This is a genomic window from Paenibacillus sp. EC2-1, assembly GCF_049311625.1.
Lineage (GTDB): Bacteria > Bacillota > Bacilli > Paenibacillales > Paenibacillaceae > Paenibacillus_AQ.
Genome location: NZ_CP186006.1, coordinates 4,567,598 through 4,589,985, shown reverse-complemented (window position 1 = coordinate 4,589,985; position 22,388 = coordinate 4,567,598). Strand labels below are relative to the sequence as shown.

Here is a 22,388-nt window from a genome sequence, read left to right as displayed (position 1 = left end):
AAAGGAGGGCTGAACATGTTGTCATCATGGAGCGATAGTCTGCGGGAGGGGAATGGTATTACGATCCTGCTGCTGTTTATCTTAGCCTTTTCTTTGATACAAGGATGGAATCGAGGGGCTTCCCGATCGGCTGGGAGGCTCGCTTTTTTTCTGGGTGAAGCTATTCTGCGTATAATCGGCCTCGCTATCTCCGTTCCTTTCACTCTTTGGCTGTCTCCATCAGCTTCGGTGTGGCTTGAATCACTAGGAAGTAAAATTCCGGACCGGGAGCTTAAATTATGGGAGCAGATGTATTATACATTCGTTAATTCCATGGCTGATTTTCCATTGCTTCGGTTTGCAGTTCTATTCATGATCAGTTACAGCTTGATTCTCTTTGTCCTTCGCTTGTTGGTATCCTTGACCATAGGTGGACACCTGGGATTGTTTCGATCAAGAGAGAATAGGCCAGCAACTATAGGGAGTCGTATGGCTGGGGCAGGGATCGGTGTAATTATGGGAGCTGCTCGAGGGATTATCGTTATCGCAATTCTTTTCATATGGGTGAGTCTTTATCCAGATCATTCATTTAGTCGTTATGTCGAATCTTCACCGGTGTATCGTCAAGGAGCACAGGCCGTGATTGAACCTTTATCTGGTTCTTTAGTTCGGGATAAACTACCTGTGTTCACCCAGTCGGTTCAAGAAGAACTGAATGGAATTATGCAGCAGAAGTATGAGGTTGTGGATCACGCCATTCCAGAAGGAATTGAAGAGACTGCAGCTCATATTGTGAAGGGTGCATCAACAGATGAGGAAAAGGCGCGTAAACTATATGATTGGGTAGGTTCTAGAGTCTCGTATGATTATGAAAAAGTAAAAGTGTATGAGGAGCAGCGAATTTGGCGGGAACAAACACCTCAGGATACTTATGATACCCGTTCGGGTGTATGCATCGATTATGCACGCTTGTACGCCATGATGGCTCGTTCGCAGGATCTAAAGGTCCGAGTCGTTACAGGAAGAGGATATGATGGACAAGGAAGCTATGGACCACACGCATGGAATGAGGTTTACTTGCAGGAGAAGCAGGAGTGGATACCACTAGATCCCACATGGGCGAAGAGTGGAGACTGGTTTAATCCACCGCGATTTAATGAGACGCATATAAAAGAAGAAGTATTCTGAAATCAGATTAGCATGAATTTAAAATTTGAAGTTTTCTAAGCAAGGTGGCCCTTTTGGACAAGGCCATCTTGTATTTGGTTTTAACGCATTTTCTGTAAAATTCCGGAAAGGTGAATCGTCTATATGGTTTATGTTAAGATGATCTTATGTGAAAGTGAACAAAGGGGAGAAGTTTAAGGTGAAAGGTTTCAAATCGGACAAACGAAAGCAGGATGAAGGAGATGCCGGAAAACAATTTAATCTGAGGATTAATTTGTTCTTTTTCAGTACGTTTATTATATTTTGCATCATTATTGTCCGACTTGCGATCTTGCAATTCGTGGAGGGTCCTGAGCTGACGGAGCAAGAAACCGGTGGTCGAACAAAGAACTTTCCACTTCAGCCGATCCGAGGAAGTATTATTGATGCATCGGGAACACCGATTGCTTACTCTAAGCCTTCGAATGCACTATATGTTACATTGCTGAAGAATTATAATAGTCAGACAGATAAAGGGAAAGAAAATCGTCCTGAAATCGAAGCCTTTGCAGAGAAGATGTTCAAGGTGTTTGAAGAACATGGTTCGGCTGATGCAGAGAAGATGACGGTGGAGGAGATTCTGGATAAATTAGATCTCGATTCGAAGAAACAAGGTGGATATGAGCCTCGCCGAATCAAAGGGGATCTTACGGATAAGGAAGTTGCGTATTTTATTGAGAATAAAGATGAATTTCCTGGCGTAGAAATCGTTGAAGAAAATGTGAGATTCTATGATAAGGATACCGTGGCGGTACAAACCATAGGGTATTTGAAAGAATTTAAAGGTGTTAAATCTTTAGAAAAGTATAAGGAAATTGATGAAGCGAACAAGGACCAGAAGGACCCCGGACTGAAATATACGGAAACCGAATGGGTTGGGTTCGATGGACTAGAAATGATGTTCCAAGATGAACTTCGTGGCAAGAATGGTTATATGAGTATTCCAATCAATCCGCAAAATATGATTGATGGTGTGCCGACAATGGTTCCGCCTGAGAAAGGCAACAATGTACACACAACTATTCACAAAGATATTCAACTGAAAACGGAACAGGCCATTGTAGACCAGTTAGATTGGTTACATAAGGTTCCTTTCTCCGGTCAAACCCACCGAAATGCAAAGACAGGGTACGCGGTTGCTATGGAAGTAGAAACCGGTAATATTGTAGCCATGGCGAGCATCCCTGATTATGACCCCAATGTGTGGAAAGATAAAACAGATAATTGGGATAAAGTAACTCCTTTCATGGGGAATGGTACAATTAGTCCATTTAGCTCCGGTCGCTCGGCTAACAATCTGGAGTCCGTATTGCTCCTTGGTTCCACGGTTAAGCCATTAAGTGTGTTGATCGGACTAAACGAAGGATTCTTCGGTGTAAATACTTATTACTACGACAAAGGATATGCAGAATTCGGTGGAGACAAGTCGAGAGTCCGGAACTCACAGTCCAAAGCTTTCGGATCTATTGATCCCGCGTTAGCTCTTCAAAATTCATCGAATGCCTTTATGATTGACATGGTTGGGAAGCAGCTGTTCAATAAATATGGTATCAAAGGCATAGATGTCTGGGATAAGTATATGAAGGAGTTCGGACTAGGCGAGTCAACAGAGATCGGGCTTCGAGGTGAGTTTAAAGGTACTATCGAGTATACCAATATCGAGCAGGCAGGCAGTCCACTTGCTGCATTGGTATATGCTTCATTTGGTCAGTCCGGTAAATATTCCACGATGCAATTAGCACAGTACGTTACAACCCTTGCTAATCGAGGAGCTCGTCTTAAACCTCAGTTAGTGAGTGAAATTAAAGATCAAGATGGCAATGTTGTTAAGAAATTTGGGCGTGAAGTTCTGAATGAAGTTAATTTCAAAGATGAGTATTGGGATGAAGTAATTAAAGGTATGAATACACAAGTGGCTGCCTTTGCAGATTTCCCATATGATATTGCTCGTAAGACAGGTACATCTCAGCAGGAAGTTTATAGCAACGGGACTAGAACCTTAACGGATAACGGGGTGTTCATTGGGTTTGCTCCAAGGGAAAACCCGAAACTTGCAGTAGCCGTTATCATCCCAGAAGGTGGATTCGGTGCTTATAGTGCTGCACCTGTAGCTCGTAAAATTTTTGATGCTTATGATGAAGTATACGGCTTAGACGGCACACCACATCCGAAGAATGTTAAGAATGAGGATGGGAGCACGGAAGATGCTGAGGCCGGAAACAATTAATAATCCGGGGGATAACAAAAAGGCAGGCCTGGGGTAATATAACCCCGGCCTGTTTTGTTTGAAATAGGTTAGCTCACGGCTTGCGAGTGTACGGTGAAATTGTTTGTGGTAAAATGGCGTTATGTTTAAACATGAGAGCAGATATGAAGGGGGACTAGACCATGAATCATAAGTATAAGCTGCTGGCATTGGATATGGACGGAACACTGCTTCAGGATGACAACGAGGTATCTCCGGAAACGGTGAAATGGATTAAAGAGGCGGTTAAACAAGGAGTTCATGTGTGCTTGTCTACAGGGCGTGCTTTTAAGAATGCATATCCTTATGCACAACAACTAGAGCTCACAACCCCGATGATTACAGTAAATGGAAGTGAAGTGTGGCGTGCACCTTATGATTTGTATCGTCGTGCTTTACTTGATGTAGAGCTTGTTCGGAAGATGCATGATTTGGCAGAAGAAACAGGCTCATGGTTCTGGGCTTATACGGTGGATAAGTTATATAATCGGGAGACTTGGAGTGGAAACATTGAGAATCAAGAATGGTTGAAGTTCGGTTATCATAATGATGATGACGATGTGCGCCATCATATTCTGATGAAACTTCAAGAGATGGATGGTCTGGAGATCACCAACTCTTCTCCTTATAATTTTGAGATTAATCCGAAGGGGATCAACAAGGCCGAAGGCATTAGACAGGTATGTGAACTCCTTGGACTTGATATATCACAGGCGGTTGCGGTAGGAGATAGTTTGAATGATTTAGCGGCTATTCAGCAGGCCGGCTTGGGTGTTGCTATGGGGAACGCACAACAGACCGTCAAAGATGAGGCGGACGTAGTCGTGGCTAGTAACAATGATGATGGCATTGTTGAAGTAATTCGTGATTATATTTTATGCGGGGAGTGATACAATAAGTGGATGTACTAGGCTGGATTATTGTTATAGCCCTATTTGTGGTCGGTATGGCCGGGGCTATTTATCCGATACTGCCTGGCGTGGTGGCCATTTATCTGGCATTGTTCGTCTACGGCTGGTTCTTTACGTTTGAGCATTATAATGCACTCTTTTGGATTATACAGACGTTAATCTTGATTGTTCTGTTTATCGCCGATTATGCGGTTAATGCGTGGGGAGTTAAAAAACTTGGTGGCTCAAAAGCATCCATCTGGGGAAGTACCATCGGTTTAATCATTGGTCCGTTCGCTATTCCGGCTTTCGGTTTAATTATTGGACCATTCATTGGAGCCTTTATCGGCGAGTTATTGGCTGGCTCTAACCCTGGCAAATCTGTGAAAGTAGGATTAGGGTCCGTGCTTGGACTCTTTAGCAGTATTGTCGTTAAAATTGTATTGCAGCTTGCTATGATTATCATTTTCTTGATTTGGATTTTTTAGGGCATATTACTGCAATAGTTGTTGCCTATCGGAAGAAAGAAGGGTACTTACTTGTCAAAGAAAGAGACTTTCCTCAGAGGTACAATCATATTGGCCGCTGCTGCATTAGTGGCCAGAGTGTTGGGTCTTGCCCAGCGGATCCCGCTGGAGCACTTACTCGATAACGTAGGGGATGCATCCTTTACAATTGCAAACAATGTGTATTTAATGTTATTGACTTTGGCCACGGCTGGCATACCAAGCACACTGAGTAAAATGGTATCTGAACGATATGCGCTAAACAGACCGTCTGAAGCGAAACGGATCTATCAGGCGGCGCTGTTCTTCTCGGCTGGTGCCGGAATTGTGATGACACTGATGCTGTATTTTATTGCTCCGTACTATGCAACATATGTAGCAGAGGTACCAGAATCAGCGGCAGCTATTCAGGCACTTGCACCCGCTCTTTTATTATTCCCAACCATCGCAATGATGCGTGGCTATTTCCAAGGTAGAAACTTTATGACGGCCGGTGGTATATCGCAGATTGTCGAGCAGATCGCTAGAGTGATTACTGGTATTGGTATAGCTTATATTCTCGTTCGGATGGGCTATGATGACACGTGGGTAGCAGCAGGGGCTTCCTTCGGTGGAGTACTGGGAAGTGTTGCAGCATTTGGTGTGATGATCTTCTTCGCGATGAAGCTTCGTCGCCAAGATCATAAACTGCAACTGCCTGGTCCAGATACATCCATCCCGCTTGGTGGAATTTATAAAGCGATCTTCACTTTATCCATTCCGATTGTATTATCATCACTTGCTGTCCCGGCAATCAATTTCATAGACGGATCTATCGTCAAGCCGCTATTGACTGGTGAAATCGGAGCAGAGGAAGCAACAGCTGCTCTTGCCGTATTGGGTACTCGTGCGCAAAGCATAGCAGGTATTCCTCCAATCCTTGCCATAGCGCTCAGTCAATCCTTGATCCCGATTATTTCTGCAGCTTACGCTAGAAAAGATCAGGACCATCTGCAGCGTCAGGTTACGCTTGCACTTAAAATTTCTATTCTGACAGGAATGCCTATCGTTCTGGCTCTAGTTGCTGCCTCTTATTCCGTTAACGGACTGCTGTTCAGTTCCCTTAACGGTAGCGGCATTATTGCCATGCTGACCTTCGGAACGATATTTCAAATCACGATGATGACATCTGGTTCGATCCTCCTTGGAATGGGGAAAGCGAAAATATCTATGATTCACGTTATGATTGGTATTATCATTAAGCTTGTCGCAAGTGTGCTTCTTGCTCCGTTATTCGGGATTTATGGTATTATCGGTGCAACGGCAATCTGTTTCCTTGTCATAACAGTGCTTAACTTGCGTGCAATTAAAGCAATCGTTCCATTCTCGATCTTGGGAACGCGTTGGACAGGCTTTTTGATTACAGTTCTGGTTGCAGTTGGAGCTGGCTTTGGAGTGAATCAGCTAGGTAACCAGATGGTTGAAATTATGCCTGCACGAATCGCATTCTTCATTACTTGTCTATTGGTTGGGGCTGTTGTTGTAGTCATCTATCTGGTTATGCTGATCATGCTAGGTGTACTGCGTCAATCCGAACTATCAAGTTACCCTCGACTACTGCAAAAATTATTCCGTCCATTAATGCGCCTTCAGCCAGCACGGCTTCGTGAACGCGGCTAGGAGTATTAACGTTAATGACTTATACCCAATGTTGGGTATAGTAGAACAGAGCTGTCCCGCAAGATCCTCCGATCTTAAGGGACAGCTCTGTTTCTGTTAGGCAAGACTATAGTTAAGCGGACAACCCAGCAAGTACATTCTCCGCTTTGGTTATGATTTACTTAAAGTGACCGTTTATATCATGGACAAACGCGGTTCTTTCAAGCGCTGCTCGGTGAGCATGAGTCATGTCCACAAGGAAAGGTCGGATGGGCTTACTAATATGCCGCAACATGGTGGGTTCCTGAAACCAATCGAAGCGAGGAATCGGTTCATATTCGGTATCATGCCACACATCTTCCAGCAAGGGGCTATATAATTGATGTTGAGCGGACAACCATTCCGCTTGCAGCAGCTCTTTGCTTTCCTTAAGTGAGTTCATAGTCTTATCGGGATAGGGTGTGAATAAGGCTGGCCAATATTCGGAACGTGAACCCAAGTGAGTCGTACTGCGTGCAAAATGAAGGACACCTTCATAAATATTTTCATAACCAAACAGCATGGCATAAAGTGACTTGCCTACCTTTATTCGAGATGACGGATTGCCAAAATGATTCAGGGTCAATCCAGCTAAAGGCCGGAGAGCCATGTTGGATTCCCGATTAACATTATGTTTACAGTGAACTTCACCTAGGGGAAATATAATCTGGTTTAAGCGTGCCAATTCATGTAATCGAAATGAGGGATTGTTTAAAACATGTTTACGGAAAAAAGGATGCTGTACGACTCGGCCCTCTATATAATTTTGCTCATTGATGATTAGGGCAACGGTCAGTAAGCTGCTGTTTCGATCAATCCAGAATCGCTCCCAGAACGGAGCCATAAATGCAGATACATGAAAATAAGGAAGCAGATGAAAACAGCTGCGTTCCATTTGTTTACTGTATTTATACAGCAATAGCTGTGGATAGGCATCCTGAAAGATCAGAGCATTACAGCGTTCTAGAAATCGATACAAGTAATTCTTAAACATGCTGTCCGTTAAGTCTGTCATAAGTCCACTTTTAATATCAGACATATTCCAGCCGCCATTTCTTGAAACCATGTGAGCCAGCAGTGCCCAGTGAATCTCAGGGAAATCGTCATACAGCTCGAGATAAGCACGTGTCCGAGTGATGTTGCTTCGATTGTCTTTTGCCACAGCTTCCTGAATGTGCTGAACAAGCTGAACATCAGATGCTGTCAAGTGATCTAAGGGTGACTGATCTGCTGATTCTTTGCGTTCAGGATCTAACTTCATCGTTTGACCGGCACGTTCTCGTAAGCAGCCTTCGGCTGTTTTATCCAGTAGGCAAGATATACTTCTAGCAGCACCTTCATTCCATTGCAAATCCTTCCGAGCCTGTCTTAGCTCACCGGATGCAGTCCACGAAGCTGTAAATCCATGTATTGCTTCAGCGGCTGCTCGAGGCACGGAAAGCAGCAATGACCAGATGGAGCTGCGCTTGTTCTTGAAACCTTCGGAATGGCTCATGAGGCACCTTCTTTCCCATATGTCAGTGAACCTATTGTAAGTATGGCTTTAAAATTTGACTTCCACTCAACATTTTGCTTCACTTAAAGTGAACAAATTCAGACGGAAGGGGAGATTCCCTTGGAAAAGATTACATCAGAAGCTGAATTTCAGGTATCGATTCAGTCCCCAAGATTGACGATAGCTGTATTTAAAGCAGATTGGTGCGTGGATTGCAGATTTATCGACCCATTTATGCCTGAAGTGGAAACGAAGTATTCTGACCGGTTAACACTGGTAGAAGTTGATGTAGAGCAAGTGGGTGATGTAAGCCAGGAGCAGAACATTATGGGTATTCCAAGCTTTGTAGCTTATACGGATGGCCGTGAATTGGTTCGTTTTGTAAATAAGCTTCGTAAGTCACGGGAAGAGATTGAAGCATTCCTAGATCGCGCCCTTGAGGTATATGATTCGATACACAAGTAAATTCATCACACCGCTGGACTGTATTATGAGTCGGCGGTGTTTTGTTTTTGAACATTTTGTCATATTCATCTATGATCCGAAGGTACTTATCAGGTATAATACATATTGGAGTGTATAAAAATTTGGAAAAAATGCATGTCAAGGTTTCATATATTCTGAATATGGCAGCAGGTGAAAATCATGAATAATAAACAATTAAAATGGCTTAGCTACTTTACGTGTCTTGTCATGTTCTTCGCAACTTTTGGTGGGATGGTCGTGACGAAGACGGATTCAGGTATGGGTTGTGGACAGGAGTGGCCACTATGTAATGGGAAATTTGTTCCGGCTTACACTTTATCTTCGATGATAGAATACTCTCACCGGGCAGTGAGTGGGTTGGCAGGTTTGTCAGCTCTTGCCTCATTAATCGCTTTTTTTATGTTCAAAAGAGAGCGACGTGACATTGTTACTTACGCGGTTTTGACCGCGATATTTGTCATTCTACAGGCTATTATGGGGGCTATGGCTGTTATGGTGCCGCAATCGGCAGCTGTTATGGCACTTCATTTCGGATTCTCTCTCATTGCATTTGCGAGTTCAGTTATGTTGGCATTAGCGATGCGTAGAATTGAACAAGCTAAAGATCAAAGGCAGCTTGAACAGCTTCCTAGGGTAAGTAAATCATTTCGCAATCTGGTATGGGGAACAACGATATATTCTTATATCGTCGTATACATAGGGGCATTTGTGAGTCATACGGATTCGCGAGAAGGTTGTTCTGGCTGGCCGTTATGTAATGGTGAGATTATCCCGGAGCTATCAGGTGGAGTAGGTATTGCCTTTATGCATAGGGTTGCGGCAGCACTTCTGTTACTAGTGGTAGCGGTGATGGGACACTTTGCCTTTTGGCGAAACCGGAATAATCGTGAAATTCAAATGCTTGGTGTATCAGCAGTCGTTCTTTGCTTAATGCAAGTACTAAGTGGTCCACTCTTGATGGCAACACTACACAATGAAGAATTGTATATTTTTGCAGCTTTGGGCCATACATTACTCATATCCGGATTATTCGGTGTTTTATGTTATTTAAGCGTAAGAGCATGGCAGTTAAGCAGACCCCTTAGCGGAAAGAACCCTTCTTGATCAGTCCACTTCGTCAAACGCGCACAAATGAAGTAGTTAGATTCAATCATCAACAAAATCCCAGGACAATTGTTCGGGGTTTTTTGTTGTAAATAGGAATGAATATAGGCTAGTTAAGGACATTTTAAAGATAGGAATGAGATCGGTCCCGATAAGCCAGAACTTAACTTTTAGGGGGGAACGCCATGCTTCGAATATTACTTGGGGAACCACCCCGTATAAATGAAGGATTACTTAAAGATGCCGTGGAGACCATGGTAAAGACAACGCAGTTGCTACAAAAGGAAATTGAGAAGAGCCAAGACCCAACACATGACTTCCGTAAGCTGGAGATCTGGACTCGTGGTCTCATTGGATCATTGGATGAATTGGAGCAGAGCTGGTTTGCTGCAAGTCACTTTCGTAAATCCGTAATAGCGGGATATGTTGATGACATGTCTCCACTGGAACAAGGCGACTATGCACGATATGTATATTTTTATAAGGATGGGTTCATTCGGGTATTCTCCAATCTTGATAAGCTTGGAACCGTACTGAATGAGATATATAATCTGAATACCGCCAAGTATAAAGCTCATTTCTCCTACTTTACAGTAGTTCGTCAATTTAGATATACCAAAACACATGAAGATTTAGCGAGTAAACTGGAAGCGATTAATGATCATTATGATCCGGCTATCGATGCACTGCGTAAACGAAGAAATGCAGAGATTCATTATATGAACTCCGAGATGCAAGATGATCTGTGGCAGCGGCACCAAGGGCTCCATGACAAAATAGAGCTAGAGGATCTGGATCAGCATTTGGATGATTTGAAGCAAGGACTTGATATGGTATGCAAGACTTTGTCAGCTTCATATCGCTATACTAATGAACTATGGGCGGATAAAGGTGTAAGTTCTTGAGGCTTTAAGCCTATAAATTCCTTTTGACAAACATGCAAAAAGAATCTATACTAACAATTGCATTCTTGAATTTGAAATGTTATTGAAAGCTAATTAATTATAATTTCATATCGATGTTTTCTTATCGAGAGAGGCGGAGGGACAGGCCCGATGAAGCCCGGCAACCGATTCCTAGTGTACAGTCAATCGTGACTGAAGCGCTTGGAATGACATGGTGCTAATTCCTTCAAAACTGCGGATGATCATGCAGTTTTGACAGATGAGAAAAGGCATTCGTCTTTACGTAAAGAGGGCCCTTTTTGATTCTGCAAAGAGAGGGCTCTTTTATTTTTGTATCATTCGATAAATTGTATGAGGAGGAACTGGGATTGATCGAACTTAAATCTTTGACGAAGCAGTATGGAAAAGCCGGAACGTTAACGACTGCATTGTCAGAATTGAATCTGTCGATTGAAAAAGGTGAAATATTCGGAGTTATCGGACACTCCGGAGCAGGTAAAAGTACATTGATCCGTTGTATCAACTTGCTCGAACGCCCAACCTCCGGTGAGGTCTGGGTTAATGGAGTTAATTTAACGTCTCTTAACAATAAGCAACTTCAAGCGGAACGCCGAAAGATCAGCATGATTTTTCAACATTTTAACTTGCTATCTTCTGCAACGGTATTTGAGAATATCGCATTTCCACTTCGCTTAATTAAGACACCGAAGGCTGAGGTTGAACGCAAAGTAAATGAGCTTCTAGAACTTGTTGGACTGGAGGCACATCGTAACAAATACCCTTCGCAGTTGTCTGGCGGACAGAAACAACGGGTTGGTATTGCAAGGGCACTTGCGAGCGATCCAGAAGTGTTGCTCTGTGATGAAGCGACCTCTGCACTAGATCCACAGACAACCGATTCCATTCTTAGATTGCTGCTCGACATCAATCAGCGCTTCAATCTAACGATTGTGCTCATTACTCACGAAATGCACGTCATCCAGACAATCTGTGACCGTGTTGCGGTCATTCATCAAGGTGGAATAGTGGAGGAAGGTCCCGTTACTAAAGTATTCTTAAAACCTCAACATGAAGTAACACAGGAATTTGTCCGTAAGGAAACAGATAGTGGGGATGCGTTAAAACTGGCCATTCATGCGCCTCACGCTGAATCGTCCCGTGCGGCTAAGATTACATTTCTCGGTTCCAAAACGTATGAATCAACGCTTTCTCAAACCGTTCGTGAAACCGGAGTTGCGTTCGCAATCTTACAAGGTACAATTTCAACGATTAAACATACACCGTACGGTCAGTTGATTGTTCGATTTGAAGGCGATATGCAAGCGATTGACCTAACCATTCAGAGACTGCTCGAACAGGGACTTGATGTGGAGGTGATGGATTGATGTTTGGTCTTAATTTTTCTGAAGTGAACTGGGATGAGATTGTTACCGCGATACTGGACACACTTAAAATGCTGGCATCATCCGCCTTGTTTACATTCCTAATTGGACTTCCAATTGGTGTGTTGTTATACATGGCAGCCCGATCCTCATCAAGATGGGTTCGTGTTGGATATGGGGTTCTGTCATTTGTGGTAAATATCCTTCGTTCCGTACCGTTTATCATTCTGATTGTAGCTATGATTCCGATTACGAAGTCGATTGTGGGTGTGTCTTATGGCGTGCTTGGCACGATTCCTCCCCTCGTGGTTGGTGCAGCTCCGTTCTTTGCAAGATTAGTTGAAACATCACTCAATGAGGTGGACAAGGGTGTGATTGAAGCAGCTCATTCGATGGGATCATCTACTGGCCAGGTGATATGGCGAGTGCTGCTTCCCGAAGCAAGACCAGGCTTACTTGCTGCCATGACAATCACAATCGTTACCCTTGTTTCCTATACCGCAATGTCGGGTATGGTAGGTGGAGGCGGACTTGGTGATTTAGCAATTAAGTATGGTTATTACCGCTACGAAACTGAAGTGATGATTGTGGCTGTCCTCCTTATGATTGTGCTGGTTCAACTGTTACAGATGGCAGGAGATCGAATGGTACGACATTTTACAAGGAAGTAACGAAAAATACGTTTGATATAAATCAATTCAAGACTCGAAGGGAGCGTCATATGATGAAAAAATGGGCATTAGCAGTTCTGAGTTTATCATTGGTAGCCGTGTTAGGAGCTTGTGGAGAAAAGCCTGCAACAGAATCAAGCGATGGAAGTGTGACTTTACGTGTAGGTGCTTCACCTGAGCCCCATTCTCAAATGTTGGAGCATATCAAGCCGGCACTTGAAAAAGAAGGGGTAAAGCTTGAGATTGTGGAGTTTACAGATTATGTGCTTCCGAATCAGCAGGTAGCTCAGAAGCAGCTAGACGTTAACTTTTTTCAACACAAGCCATACTTGGATAGTGAAATAAAGAAGCGGGGCATGGATCTGGTGTCAGTTGTGGCTGTTCATGTTGAGCCTCTCGGTGCATACTCTAAGAAAATCAAATCGGTGGATGAGCTGCAAGACGGTGCTGTAGTTGCTATACCGAATGATCCATCAAACGCAGGACGTGCGCTTGCTTTAATGGCGCAGAATGGTCTAATTAAATTGCAGGATGAGAGTAAACTGGAGGCTACCGTTAAAGATATTACGGAAAATCCAAAGAACCTTAATATTAAAGAGGTGGAAGCTGCAATGCTGCCTCGTATGCTGGATGAGATGGACATGGCAATCATCAATACGAACTATGCGCTTGAAGCTGGCCTTGATCCAATGAAGGATGCTATTTTCATCGAGAATAAAGATAATCCTTATGCCAATCTCCTTGTAGCACGCCCAGATAATAAAGATTCTGAAGCCATTCAGAAGTTAGCTAAAGCCTTAACCTCAGATGACGTGAAGAAGTTTATTGAAGAAGAATATAAAGGTGCCGTAATTCCAGCATTTTAATGGAGTTATGCACTCGCCCTTGGACGTTTAGTCCAAGGGTTTTTTTCGTAGTTCATTATTGAAAAATAGATTTGCTCAAGTTGTGGGGGGAGGTTAAATCTTTTATACTGAAGTAAGATGTATATGTACGGGGAGGGAAGGCTTTGGAAGGGAAAGTGGCGTTGATTACAGGAAGTGCAACAGGACTTGGGAAAATGACTGCCTTGACGCTGGCTGCTCAGGGATGTGATATCGCATTAAATTATGTAAACAGTAAGGATGAAGCGAATACGCTTAAGGAAGAGATTGAAAGAATGGGTGTTCGAGTGATTGCAGTTAAGGCAGATATTGCTGAGGAAAAAGAGCTGTACAGTCTTGTGAAGCAGACAGAAGAGCAGCTTGGCCCTGTGGATATTCTAGTCAATAATGCTGGACCATTTATTCGGGAGAGACGTTTATTCTCACAGTATGATCGGAATGAAATTGTACACCTGATTAATGGCAACCTAACCGGAGTCATGTTACTTGACCACCTCGTTCTTCCCTCCATGCGAGAGAGAAAATGGGGAAGAATCATTCACTTTGGTTTCGGACATGCGGGTGAAGCAAGGTCATGGCCCCATCGGTCAGTATACGCTGCTGCTAAGGTGGGACTTGTCTCGTTTACCAAGACATTGGCTGTAGAAGAAGCTCCGTTTGGCATCACGGTAAACATGGTCTGTCCTGGAGACATTCGCGGAGCGAATAAGGAAAAGACGATTGATGAGGTATCTGGGATAACGGATGATCTTACCCCCCGCGGAAGGTCGGGGAGTGGTGAGGACATCGCGAGGGTTATTGAATATTTATGTATGGAGAAGTCTGATTTTATAACAGGTAACATTATGGATATATCCGGAGGTTTAGATCCTATTCGTCCACGAATTATTCCTGAATAGGACAATAATTTCCACTTATATTGCAGAAACTCCGCCTTCCCTTCATGAAAGAAGGGAGGGCGGAGTTATTTCTACATTGTATATGGTTTTTAGAACACTTGTACTACTTCTTGAATGCCTTCTACCTCTTCAACCAGGGCACGTTCAATCCCGGCTTTCAAAGTAATGGTGGAGCTTGGGCAGCTGCCGCAGGCACCTACCAATTTCAGCTTTACGATGCCGTCTTCAACGTCGACCAACTCCACGTCACCGCCGTCGCGCTGCAGGAACGGACGAAGCTTATCGAGCACTTCAGCCACTTCATCATAAGTGGTGCTTTGTGCGTTTTCGCTCATCTTGTTCAACTCCTTTCCTCCCTATATTATAGTACATAAACCGGTAAATTAAAATGCCAATCTAAAGGTAGGTACTTCATTATGCGACCCATTATTGAATTCTGTGCAGGTAACGCTCATTTTGGTACAGATAAAGCTCTAAAGCCCCTTGAGGAGGCTTACGAAATCGTCGAGTATGGCTGCCTCACCAATTGCGGACAATGCTACTTAGCACCTTTTGCCTTGGTAAACGATGAAATCGTGGAGGCAGCAACGGCAGCAGAATTGTATATTGCAATTCTTCAGAAAATTAAGGAAATAGAAGAAGAATGATTTACGGATCAAAAATGGCGTTTGGACTTCCACAGGACCCCGCTCTTGAGGAGTCTTGGAACACGGCCCATTACAGAGGTATTTCCCATTAAACCAAAGCCTGCATGTTTTCCAAGCGAACCGAGTGTGCCCTTTAATTTCAAGGGATGTACTTTCGGGGTATCATCTCTCCATAGCGCTTTCAATACATGACCAATCTGTTCGGCTTGGGCACCTGCTGCTTGGGCACTAGGCACAAACGGGAGGCTGGCACAGTCTCCGATGACATATACTTCCGGATAGGAAGGCACTTGATAAAATTCATTCAATAAAATTCGTCCACTGCGGTCTTTAGGCAGATCCATCTGCTGGACTACAGAAACAGGTTGTATCCCTGCTGTCCAGACGGTTATATCGGTTGGGATGGGCTGATCCATGTTGTAGACCACATCTTGTTCTACTCTCGACACAGAAACCCCACTTAAAATTTCTACATTATGTTCCTCGAACCAGCGCTGAATGTATGAAGATAAGCGATTCGGGAATGAGGAGAGAACACGAACTCCTCGGTCAAGAATCGCGATATTGAGATCTGGCCGACTTTCTCTTAAGTCCGATGCGAGCTCGATGCCGCTTAATCCACCACCAACGATATGGACTTGACCATATGGTTTGAGGTTATTTAATCGTAAGTAGGTTTCTCTTGCTCCAGAAAAGGATTGCAGACTGCAGGTGAATTCTTCTGCACCTGGGACTCCGTGATAGCGGTCTGTACAGCCCAGTGCGATAGCAAGTTGATCATACTCAATGGGATCATCATTGAGTAAATGCACCTGTCTCGACTCTAAGTCAATCGAAGTAACTTCTCCGTAATGGATGCTGAGCTTATCGTACTGTGGGAATTTTACCCGAAGGGCTGTATCTGCAACAGTGCCTGCAGCTAGAGCATAGTATTCCGTTTTTAGACCTTGATAAGGCATACGATCGACAAGTACGACTTCCAGGTCAGGAGGAAGATAACTGCTAAATAATTCTTGAATTAAGGCAAGACCACCGTAGCCTCCGCCGAGTATGACGAGTTTTTTCATATAAGTGTCTTCCTTTCTAGAGAGATCGGAAAGCAGAGCTTTATATCATCCCATTAACCTTTTTTCCGTAATTTGGAACCCTAGTTATTCATATACCTTAATTTCGTTATAGAACGTGTCACGTTCAACCGGAATTCTTCCAGCGCCTTGAATAAGCCAGATTAGCTCTTTGCGGGTTAAGCCTTCTGGTGTTAATGCACCTGCGGCATGACTAATACGTTCTTTAAGAATCGTGCCGTGAACATCAGATGCCCCGAAGCTAAGTGCCACTTGGGTTAGTTGAGCGCCTATATTAATGAAATAAGCTTTCACATGGTCGATGTTATCCAGCATGAGTCGGCTAATCGCAATGGTCTTCAGGTCCTCGTAAGCTGAGTTACGACGCATGATGCCAGCGTTTTTGTTCTTCGGCTGCATGGAGAGCGGAATAAAAACCATAAATCCATTCGTCTCGTCTTGCAAATCACGAATTTGAAGCATATGACGGATACGATCTTCATGAGTCTCGATGGAACCATAGAGCATCGTGGTATGTGTCTTCATGCCAAGCTTATGCGCGGTACGATGCACTTCTAGATACTCATCCACATTCGCTTTATCGACCTTCATCTTTTGACGATAATGATCTGACAAGATTTCTGCGCCACCACCAGTCAAGGACTTGAGGCCGGCCTTTTGTAACTCTTGAAGGACTTCTTTAATACTAAGACCACTGATGCGAGTAAAAAAATCGATTTCAGCAGCTGTATAAGCCTTTAAAGTTACCTCTGGGAAACGCTCATTAAGGGCTTTGAGTGAATCTACATAGTACTGGAAAGGAACATGTTGATTATGACCACCAACAATGTGGAATTCTCGAATACCTGGATGGAAATGCTCTTCTACATATTCGATCATCTCTGGACCAGAGAGGGTATAGGAACCTTCCTCGCCCTGATCTTTACGGAAATTACAGAAAGCACAGCGGGATTCACATACGTTCGTGAAATATAAACTCATATTTTCAATAAAATAGACCTTTTTCCCATTTTTTCGTAGGTTTGCTGCATTCGCAAGCTGTCCTAGGGTTAGAAGGTCATCGGTTTGGTATAAGTAGACACCGTCTTCAAGATCTAAACGGATCCCGTTTTGGACTTTCTCTACAATCTCGGCCATTCTTTTATCCATTAGTGGATTTAAGTGGGTGTTCATAAATTTTCCTCCTCTTTATGCACGCGGTACCTGTAAGATACAAGATGCATAAAATTATCAGTCCTGGTGAATGATTCGCTTGAAAGGATTTTGTGAAATGTATACAACTATGAACCCGAACACATCAAAAAGGCAGCTTAGGCTGCCGGATGTGACAGAAATCGAACACTTGAGCACGATCCTTCCCTATTATAAACCTCACATAACGGTCGGGCAATACAAACAGGAGGAAAAGGGAATGCTGTAAATATAGCATGACTTTGGATGCAAGCCGCTTGAGGGATAGAACGATGTGGAGTATACTGAAAAGTGAACGAAAAGGAGGGTGACCTATGATTTCAATTAGCGATACTGCAGCAGAGCGCTTGAAAGAAATGCTTGCTGAACAGGAAACACCGAATATGTTCCTACGTTTGGGCGTCACTTCCGGTGGATGCAGCGGATTTTCCTATGCCATGGGCTTTGATGACGACGAGACGGAAAATGATGTATATATGAATATTGCCGACATGAAGATCGTTGTCGACAAGGATAGCATGAAATATTTGAATGGTCTTGAGATCGATTTCGAGGAATCCGGCATGACCGGTGGTTTTACCATTCATAACCCGAATGCTACCGTAACTTGCGGCTGCGGAAGCTCCTTCCGGACGAAGACAGATGCGGGGAATCCGAGCGCGGAGCCTTGTTAATAAAGGAGTTTTGGCGTTAATGGTTTCGGATGTGACGAACGGAAGTCTTGCGGAAGCATAGGCGCCATGATTGCGGATTGCATCGATAAAAGCGCAGTCCTCAATCGCGATTAGACGTTTTGGGATTGTGAATAACGACCTTTATGACGGTAAATAGCCGTTATGGAGGTCGTTTTTTATGTCTTTAGAACAGCACACGAAGCGCATTAGTATAGATAGGAGCTATCTACGCTTGAGGAGTTTTATATTTTGGAAAAGTGTAACTTATTTCAGACTATTTAAATCTACATCAGTATCAACTGGATCTGGAAGATAATTATCTATATCATATTTTGGTTCAGGAAGGTATTCATTAATTTTAATAATTTCGGGGATGACGTCATCTAGATTTATAGCAACATTATGGTCAGTGGAATTTTTATCCTTAATTTGTTTTGTTTCAAGTCGATTCGTAAGATAGAGAGAAGGATTGAATTTTACGATCCCCTCTTCCACGGGTACTACAATTTCATCAGTGCCTACCAATGTGTAAGGTTCTTCTGGTAAGCCATATTTATCGAAAGTAGCCAAGAAGAATAAATATGTTTTTCCTTCTTCTAATATAGGTTCGTAAGTTGCATATTCTATTCCATCGTACACCCCACCTGCTTGTTTCATTGTAAACATGTTCTGAGGACGCTGAGTAATATTCCCCAAAATTATATTATCTACTTTAATATCTAGGTTCGTGTATACAGCATAAAATGGATCAGACTTATCTGCGTTCATATTCCTTTTAGTCGCCGGATGTACTTTATCTACCGTTCCTATAACAACAAGATCCGAGTAACTTACTGCTTCTTCTAAATTTTGTATGCGGCGTACATCGGATATTGAAGAGATATCACTTGCTTCATTTACATTTTCTTGCTCTGAACATGCTGATAGTGTAATAATCCCTAAAAAAACACTTAATATCATAAAAAAATTTCTCGTGGATTGTCCCTCCATTCTAATTATTTATTTATAAACGTATGCGTTTACCCCTTTAATGTCGTCTAGTTGAGGAGAGAGGATCTGAAGGAATCACTTTCGAAAAGGGCCCTGAGGGGTTGCATATCTTTAAAGACCAAAGCGGAGTAACTATAAAAATTCCATTTTTTCAAAGATAGTGGAGATGTACTTTATAAAAAGTTAATTATAGATTCTAACCTTCAACTGATTTTGTAATGGATTAAAGACCTTTATAGATAATCGCCTGGTGCGATTGTTTCTATAGAGGTCTTTTTCTTGTTATTACATTAAAGGCCCAATTGTCTTGCAACATAAGCCGCAACCGCTTTATCCTGGAAGTCTTTCCATGTCGTAATTTTAGAGTGTTCTGCCAGATAAGCATTAAGGTCATTATTTGTAAATTGCTCGAACTCTTCTTGGCTATTGCCTTGATACCCCGCACCTTTTAACAATTCCTCAAATGATGATGCAGATGTGTACATTTGTACGAATGAATCTGGGAACAGTTCATCTGTATGAACTTCTTGCTTCATATCAGAGAGCTTCTCTGCCTTTTCTTGAATATGCTTGAGCTTATTCTCAAGTTGATCCAATTCACCGAATTCAATGTTCATCATGATCGCCTCCATATACGCATCTAATTACATTTATAAATCATACCAAAAATAGGAATTTTTTTATACTAAAGAACCCTATTCTACGTAGAATAGGGTTCTTTAGTCTCTAATAACGAAGATCAAGCGTAGAAGAATTGTTTATTGAGCATAAACACAATCATACCTGCGGCGATCAGTGAAAAAGCGATACAGCCTGCACCCAGGCCTCTTCGTTTGTCTTTAATAAACTTGAAACCGATAACAAAAATTAATACCGTTATGGCTACAAGAGAGATGGACATGCCGACCATAGCAATCCAGTACAACACCTCAAACAGAGCTGCCAAGGTTAAATCCTCCTTTTTCACACATGAATTCAATCATATCGACGGTTTAAATATCTGCTTTTTACTATACGATAGATTGATAGCTTTGGAAAGGGATAACCTTCGTGAAACAGGGGTTTAACGGAATGTTGGAAGGAATAGGCAGTTTAACACGGACAATCATCCAAGAATCCATCCATGATCTAGAGTAGTATAACGTATGTCTAGATTAAAAGGAGGCGTAGGCAGCATGGCGGGAAGACAGTTGGCGAGTAAGTGGCTAAAAACGGAAGCGCTGCTGACCGATCCTCAGATTATCCCGTACATTCCAGAGACGATAGCATACGATAAGGATAATCTGATGTCGATGCTCTCACAATACGATATGGTTGTCATTAAACCAGTTGTGGGAACAGGTGGGAACGGCGTTATACGTATTCAAAATAACGATGAAGGCTATAACGTCAGCCATAAGGGACGTACGAGGTTTGTCCATTCATTCCCTGAACTCGTTCAGGTGTTGTCCGGTTTGAGGATGAAACGAAGATACTTGATCCAGCAGGGGATTGATTTAGCTCGAATAAACGGCCGTCCTTTGGACTATCGTGTGAAAGTGGTTAAGGTAAAGCGGTCTTGGGAGTTTAGAGCCATGGTTGCTCGACTTGCTAGACCAGGTCTATTCGTCACGAATCTTTGTAAAGGAGGTACGCTGCTTCGTTGCAGACCTGCAATTAGAAGATCATTACCTCACATTAATTCTTTTCAAAAGCGGAATGAAATGAGGCAGTTAACTCGAAACTGTATCGCTGTATTAGAAAAGCGGTTTCCCGGCATTGGTGAACTCGGTTTTGATTATGCTTTGGACAATACAGGTGCCATATGGATTCTGGAAGTCAACACTCGGCCTAGTTAAAATAAACCAAAAATATCCAATATAAAGGTTTATATTAAATAAAAGCAGGGTAATTAAAAAATAGTAGCAATCTTCCGATAAATATATTAAATATTTTTTTTAGGTTTTTATTAAACCAATTCCTGTGTATAACATTTATCCCCACAATCCACCTTGATGTAGCTTAGTTTCCAACACTTACCAACAAATTATACACAGGATCTCCACAATAAGCTGTGGATAAGCGAACAGTTGTTCCGCTTTATGATGTTTGATATGATAGATTTAGGAAAAAGAGGAAAGGGTGTGAGGGTGATGGCTATGTTGACGGACGAGATGTTATTAGATTCCTATCATATGGCTGTTGAACTAAAACTAGAACGGGAGTTTATTACTTTACTGTTGGCCGAAATTCATAAACGGAACTTAGACACCGATTCCATCAGCATCCTGCACTAGTCTGTACACGTATAGATAAAAGAAATACTGATACGTCGACATGTCATCAAGTCGCACATCTACATATAAATGTCGTACACTAATAGAAAAGGTATCTCGTATCCACTAATGAATTTAGTTGTGGATAGAAGATACCTTTTTTGTTGCGCTCTAATTCATTATATTTTCATATTGCTACTGTGTCCTGGAGCAAGACGTGCTTCAGGGTCAAAGTAAACCTTGGCATTGTTGATCGCGGTAGGTGCTTCACCAAACCCGACAGCAATGAGTTTCACTTTACCCGGGTAAGTCGTGATATCACCTGCTGCGAAAATACCTGGGATGCTTGTTTCCATTCTGGAATCAACAACAATCGAGTTATTCTCAATGGCAATTCCCCATTCGGAAATCGGACCAAGAGAGGAGACAAACCCGAAATTGACGATAACATCATCCACTTCAATCTCCTGAGTTTCTTTGGTTTTGATATGGGAGAGTGTGACTTTAGTGATGTGTGTATCGCCATGAAGCTCACCGATCTCCGTTGGAGTGACGATGTTTACTTTAGAAGCAAGCAGTCTCTCCACACTGTGCTCATGGGCACGGAACTTATCACGGCGGTGAACGAGCGTCACTTGCTCAGCGATTGGTTCAAGCATAAGAGCCCAGTCTACAGCGGAATCTCCGCCGCCGCTGATGAGTACTTTTTTGCCTTGGAAACGGCTAAGATCGCTTACAAAGTAGTGAAGATTAGTCTCTTCAAACTTATCAGCCTTATCGACTTCAAGACGGCGTGGTTCGAACGCACCGACACCTGCTGTAATGATAATCGCCTTGGCGTGGTGCACATCTTTATCCGTTTTTACGACAAAATGCCGTTCATCAAGCTTCTCGACAGATTGGACTTTCTCCTCAAGCCGAATATCCGTGTCGAATAACTCCATCTGCTTGGAGAGGTTGTTCACAAGCTCTTGAGCGGTAACCTTGGGGAAGCCAGCTACGTCGTAAATATATTTTTCTGGATAAAGAGCAGCCAGTTGACCTCCGAGTTGGGGCATACTCTCAATGAGTTTGACCGAAGCTTGACGCATGCCGCCGTAAAAAGCAGCAAACATACCGGCAGGGCCGCCACCGATAATAAGCAGGTCAGTCATAGGTTGTTCTTGTGATGTTGTTGTCATGGGGGGAGCACCTCCGTAATGTATTGATTCAACTGA

The 22,388-nt window shown here is 42.9% G+C and carries 24 protein-coding genes and 1 riboswitch; of the genes, 16 read left to right on the top strand and 8 right to left on the bottom strand.

Annotated features, from left to right (window positions below):
- The first annotated feature begins 15 nt into the window (after positions 1 to 15).
- The 5 genes from ACK8P5_RS21450 to ACK8P5_RS21430 all read left to right on the top strand — a co-directional run bounded on the left by ACK8P5_RS21450 (position 16) and on the right by ACK8P5_RS21430 (position 6,485).
- Positions 16 to 1,167 (top strand): transglutaminase domain-containing protein, encoded by a 1,152-nt coding sequence (locus ACK8P5_RS21450; protein WP_422658267.1) that lies wholly within the window; start codon positions 16 to 18, stop codon positions 1,165 to 1,167.
- Between the two features lie 178 nt (positions 1,168 to 1,345).
- Positions 1,346 to 3,412 carry a peptidoglycan D,D-transpeptidase FtsI family protein gene (locus ACK8P5_RS21445; RefSeq protein WP_422658266.1) on the top strand — a complete coding sequence of 689 codons (2,067 nt, stop codon included), beginning with the start codon at positions 1,346 to 1,348 and terminating at the stop codon, positions 3,410 to 3,412.
- Positions 3,413 to 3,573: 161 nt separating this feature from the next.
- On the top strand, positions 3,574 to 4,320 hold the full coding sequence (locus tag ACK8P5_RS21440) for a Cof-type HAD-IIB family hydrolase (RefSeq protein ID WP_422658265.1): 747 nt from the start codon (positions 3,574 to 3,576) through the stop codon (positions 4,318 to 4,320).
- An 8-nt stretch (positions 4,321 to 4,328) separates the two neighbouring features.
- The gene (locus ACK8P5_RS21435) at positions 4,329 to 4,808 is read left to right on the top strand and encodes a DUF456 domain-containing protein (protein WP_422658264.1); all 480 of its coding nucleotides are present in this window, start codon (positions 4,329 to 4,331) and stop codon (positions 4,806 to 4,808) included.
- A 51-nt stretch (positions 4,809 to 4,859) separates the two neighbouring features.
- Positions 4,860 to 6,485 carry a putative polysaccharide biosynthesis protein gene (locus ACK8P5_RS21430; protein ID WP_422658263.1) on the top strand — a complete coding sequence of 542 codons (1,626 nt, stop codon included), beginning with the start codon at positions 4,860 to 4,862 and terminating at the stop codon, positions 6,483 to 6,485.
- Between the two features lie 157 nt (positions 6,486 to 6,642).
- Here the strand turns inward: ACK8P5_RS21430 and ACK8P5_RS21425 are convergent, their stop codons facing one another.
- A complete protein-coding gene (locus ACK8P5_RS21425; protein ID WP_422658262.1) occupies positions 6,643 to 7,998 on the bottom strand; it encodes a DUF2515 family protein in 1,356 nt (451 codons plus the stop codon).
- 120 nt (positions 7,999 to 8,118) lie between these two features.
- Between ACK8P5_RS21425 and ACK8P5_RS21420 the strand changes: the two genes are divergently transcribed.
- The 7 genes from ACK8P5_RS21420 (at position 8,119) to ACK8P5_RS21390 (ending at position 14,329) form a co-directional block, all read left to right on the top strand.
- Positions 8,119 to 8,463: a thioredoxin family protein gene (locus tag ACK8P5_RS21420; protein ID WP_422658261.1), complete on the top strand. Its 345-nt coding sequence runs from the start codon at positions 8,119 to 8,121 to the stop codon at positions 8,461 to 8,463.
- A 180-nt stretch (positions 8,464 to 8,643) separates the two neighbouring features.
- On the top strand, positions 8,644 to 9,588 hold the full coding sequence (locus ACK8P5_RS21415; RefSeq protein WP_422658260.1) for a COX15/CtaA family protein: 945 nt from the start codon (positions 8,644 to 8,646) through the stop codon (positions 9,586 to 9,588).
- A 185-nt stretch (positions 9,589 to 9,773) separates the two neighbouring features.
- Positions 9,774 to 10,493, top strand: coding sequence for a Cthe_2314 family HEPN domain-containing protein (locus ACK8P5_RS21410; protein ID WP_422658259.1), 720 nt, complete (start codon positions 9,774 to 9,776; stop codon positions 10,491 to 10,493).
- A 118-nt stretch (positions 10,494 to 10,611) separates the two neighbouring features.
- Positions 10,612 to 10,759, top strand: a riboswitch (SAM riboswitch).
- A gap of 102 nt (positions 10,760 to 10,861) precedes the next feature.
- The gene (locus ACK8P5_RS21405) at positions 10,862 to 11,878 is read left to right on the top strand and encodes a methionine ABC transporter ATP-binding protein (RefSeq protein ID WP_422658258.1); all 1,017 of its coding nucleotides are present in this window, start codon (positions 10,862 to 10,864) and stop codon (positions 11,876 to 11,878) included.
- On the top strand, positions 11,878 to 12,546 hold the full coding sequence (locus tag ACK8P5_RS21400; RefSeq protein WP_422658257.1) for a methionine ABC transporter permease: 669 nt from the start codon (positions 11,878 to 11,880) through the stop codon (positions 12,544 to 12,546). The genes ACK8P5_RS21405 and ACK8P5_RS21400 overlap by 1 nt, the downstream gene beginning before the upstream one ends.
- A gap of 53 nt (positions 12,547 to 12,599) precedes the next feature.
- Positions 12,600 to 13,412, top strand: coding sequence for a MetQ/NlpA family ABC transporter substrate-binding protein (locus ACK8P5_RS21395; protein ID WP_422661538.1), 813 nt, complete (start codon positions 12,600 to 12,602; stop codon positions 13,410 to 13,412).
- Between the two features lie 143 nt (positions 13,413 to 13,555).
- Positions 13,556 to 14,329, top strand: coding sequence for an SDR family oxidoreductase (locus tag ACK8P5_RS21390; RefSeq protein WP_422658256.1), 774 nt, complete (start codon positions 13,556 to 13,558; stop codon positions 14,327 to 14,329).
- A gap of 89 nt (positions 14,330 to 14,418) precedes the next feature.
- Here ACK8P5_RS21390 and ACK8P5_RS21385 read toward each other — a convergent pair whose 3' ends face one another.
- A complete protein-coding gene (locus tag ACK8P5_RS21385; RefSeq protein WP_208917847.1) occupies positions 14,419 to 14,664 on the bottom strand; it encodes a NifU family protein in 246 nt (81 codons plus the stop codon).
- Between the two features lie 81 nt (positions 14,665 to 14,745).
- Between ACK8P5_RS21385 and ACK8P5_RS21380 the strand changes: the two genes are divergently transcribed.
- A complete protein-coding gene (locus tag ACK8P5_RS21380) occupies positions 14,746 to 14,976 on the top strand; it encodes a YuzB family protein (protein ID WP_422658255.1) in 231 nt (76 codons plus the stop codon).
- 8 nt (positions 14,977 to 14,984) lie between these two features.
- Here ACK8P5_RS21380 and ACK8P5_RS21375 read toward each other — a convergent pair whose 3' ends face one another.
- The gene (locus tag ACK8P5_RS21375; RefSeq protein ID WP_422658254.1) at positions 14,985 to 16,043 is read right to left on the bottom strand and encodes an NAD(P)/FAD-dependent oxidoreductase; all 1,059 of its coding nucleotides are present in this window, start codon (positions 16,041 to 16,043) and stop codon (positions 14,985 to 14,987) included.
- A gap of 84 nt (positions 16,044 to 16,127) precedes the next feature.
- Positions 16,128 to 17,234, bottom strand: coding sequence for an aminofutalosine synthase MqnE (gene mqnE, locus ACK8P5_RS21370; protein WP_422658253.1), 1,107 nt, complete (start codon positions 17,232 to 17,234; stop codon positions 16,128 to 16,130).
- Positions 17,235 to 17,566: 332 nt separating this feature from the next.
- On the opposite strand from mqnE, the gene ACK8P5_RS21365 reads away from it, so the two are divergent.
- The gene (locus ACK8P5_RS21365; protein WP_422658252.1) at positions 17,567 to 17,926 is read left to right on the top strand and encodes a HesB/IscA family protein; all 360 of its coding nucleotides are present in this window, start codon (positions 17,567 to 17,569) and stop codon (positions 17,924 to 17,926) included.
- Positions 17,927 to 18,190: 264 nt separating this feature from the next.
- Here the strand turns inward: ACK8P5_RS21365 and ACK8P5_RS21360 are convergent, their stop codons facing one another.
- From ACK8P5_RS21360 to ACK8P5_RS21350, 3 genes are all read right to left on the bottom strand, one after another.
- On the bottom strand, positions 18,191 to 18,916 hold the full coding sequence (locus ACK8P5_RS21360) for a hypothetical protein (protein WP_422658251.1): 726 nt from the start codon (positions 18,914 to 18,916) through the stop codon (positions 18,191 to 18,193).
- 290 nt (positions 18,917 to 19,206) lie between these two features.
- Complete coding sequence (locus ACK8P5_RS21355) at positions 19,207 to 19,533, bottom strand: hypothetical protein (protein ID WP_422658250.1); 327 nt, start codon at positions 19,531 to 19,533, stop codon at positions 19,207 to 19,209.
- 122 nt (positions 19,534 to 19,655) lie between these two features.
- Positions 19,656 to 19,862 (bottom strand): hypothetical protein, encoded by a 207-nt coding sequence (locus tag ACK8P5_RS21350; RefSeq protein ID WP_422658249.1) that lies wholly within the window; start codon positions 19,860 to 19,862, stop codon positions 19,656 to 19,658.
- A 229-nt stretch (positions 19,863 to 20,091) separates the two neighbouring features.
- On the opposite strand from ACK8P5_RS21350, the gene ACK8P5_RS21345 reads away from it, so the two are divergent.
- Complete coding sequence (locus ACK8P5_RS21345) at positions 20,092 to 20,754, top strand: YheC/YheD family protein (protein WP_422658248.1); 663 nt, start codon at positions 20,092 to 20,094, stop codon at positions 20,752 to 20,754.
- 294 nt (positions 20,755 to 21,048) lie between these two features.
- Positions 21,049 to 21,192, top strand: coding sequence for a sporulation histidine kinase inhibitor Sda (locus tag ACK8P5_RS21340; RefSeq protein ID WP_152669237.1), 144 nt, complete (start codon positions 21,049 to 21,051; stop codon positions 21,190 to 21,192).
- 158 nt (positions 21,193 to 21,350) lie between these two features.
- Here the strand turns inward: ACK8P5_RS21340 and ACK8P5_RS21335 are convergent, their stop codons facing one another.
- Positions 21,351 to 22,352 (bottom strand): NAD(P)/FAD-dependent oxidoreductase, encoded by a 1,002-nt coding sequence (locus ACK8P5_RS21335; RefSeq protein ID WP_422658247.1) that lies wholly within the window; start codon positions 22,350 to 22,352, stop codon positions 21,351 to 21,353.
- Positions 22,353 to 22,388 lie beyond the last annotated feature (36 nt).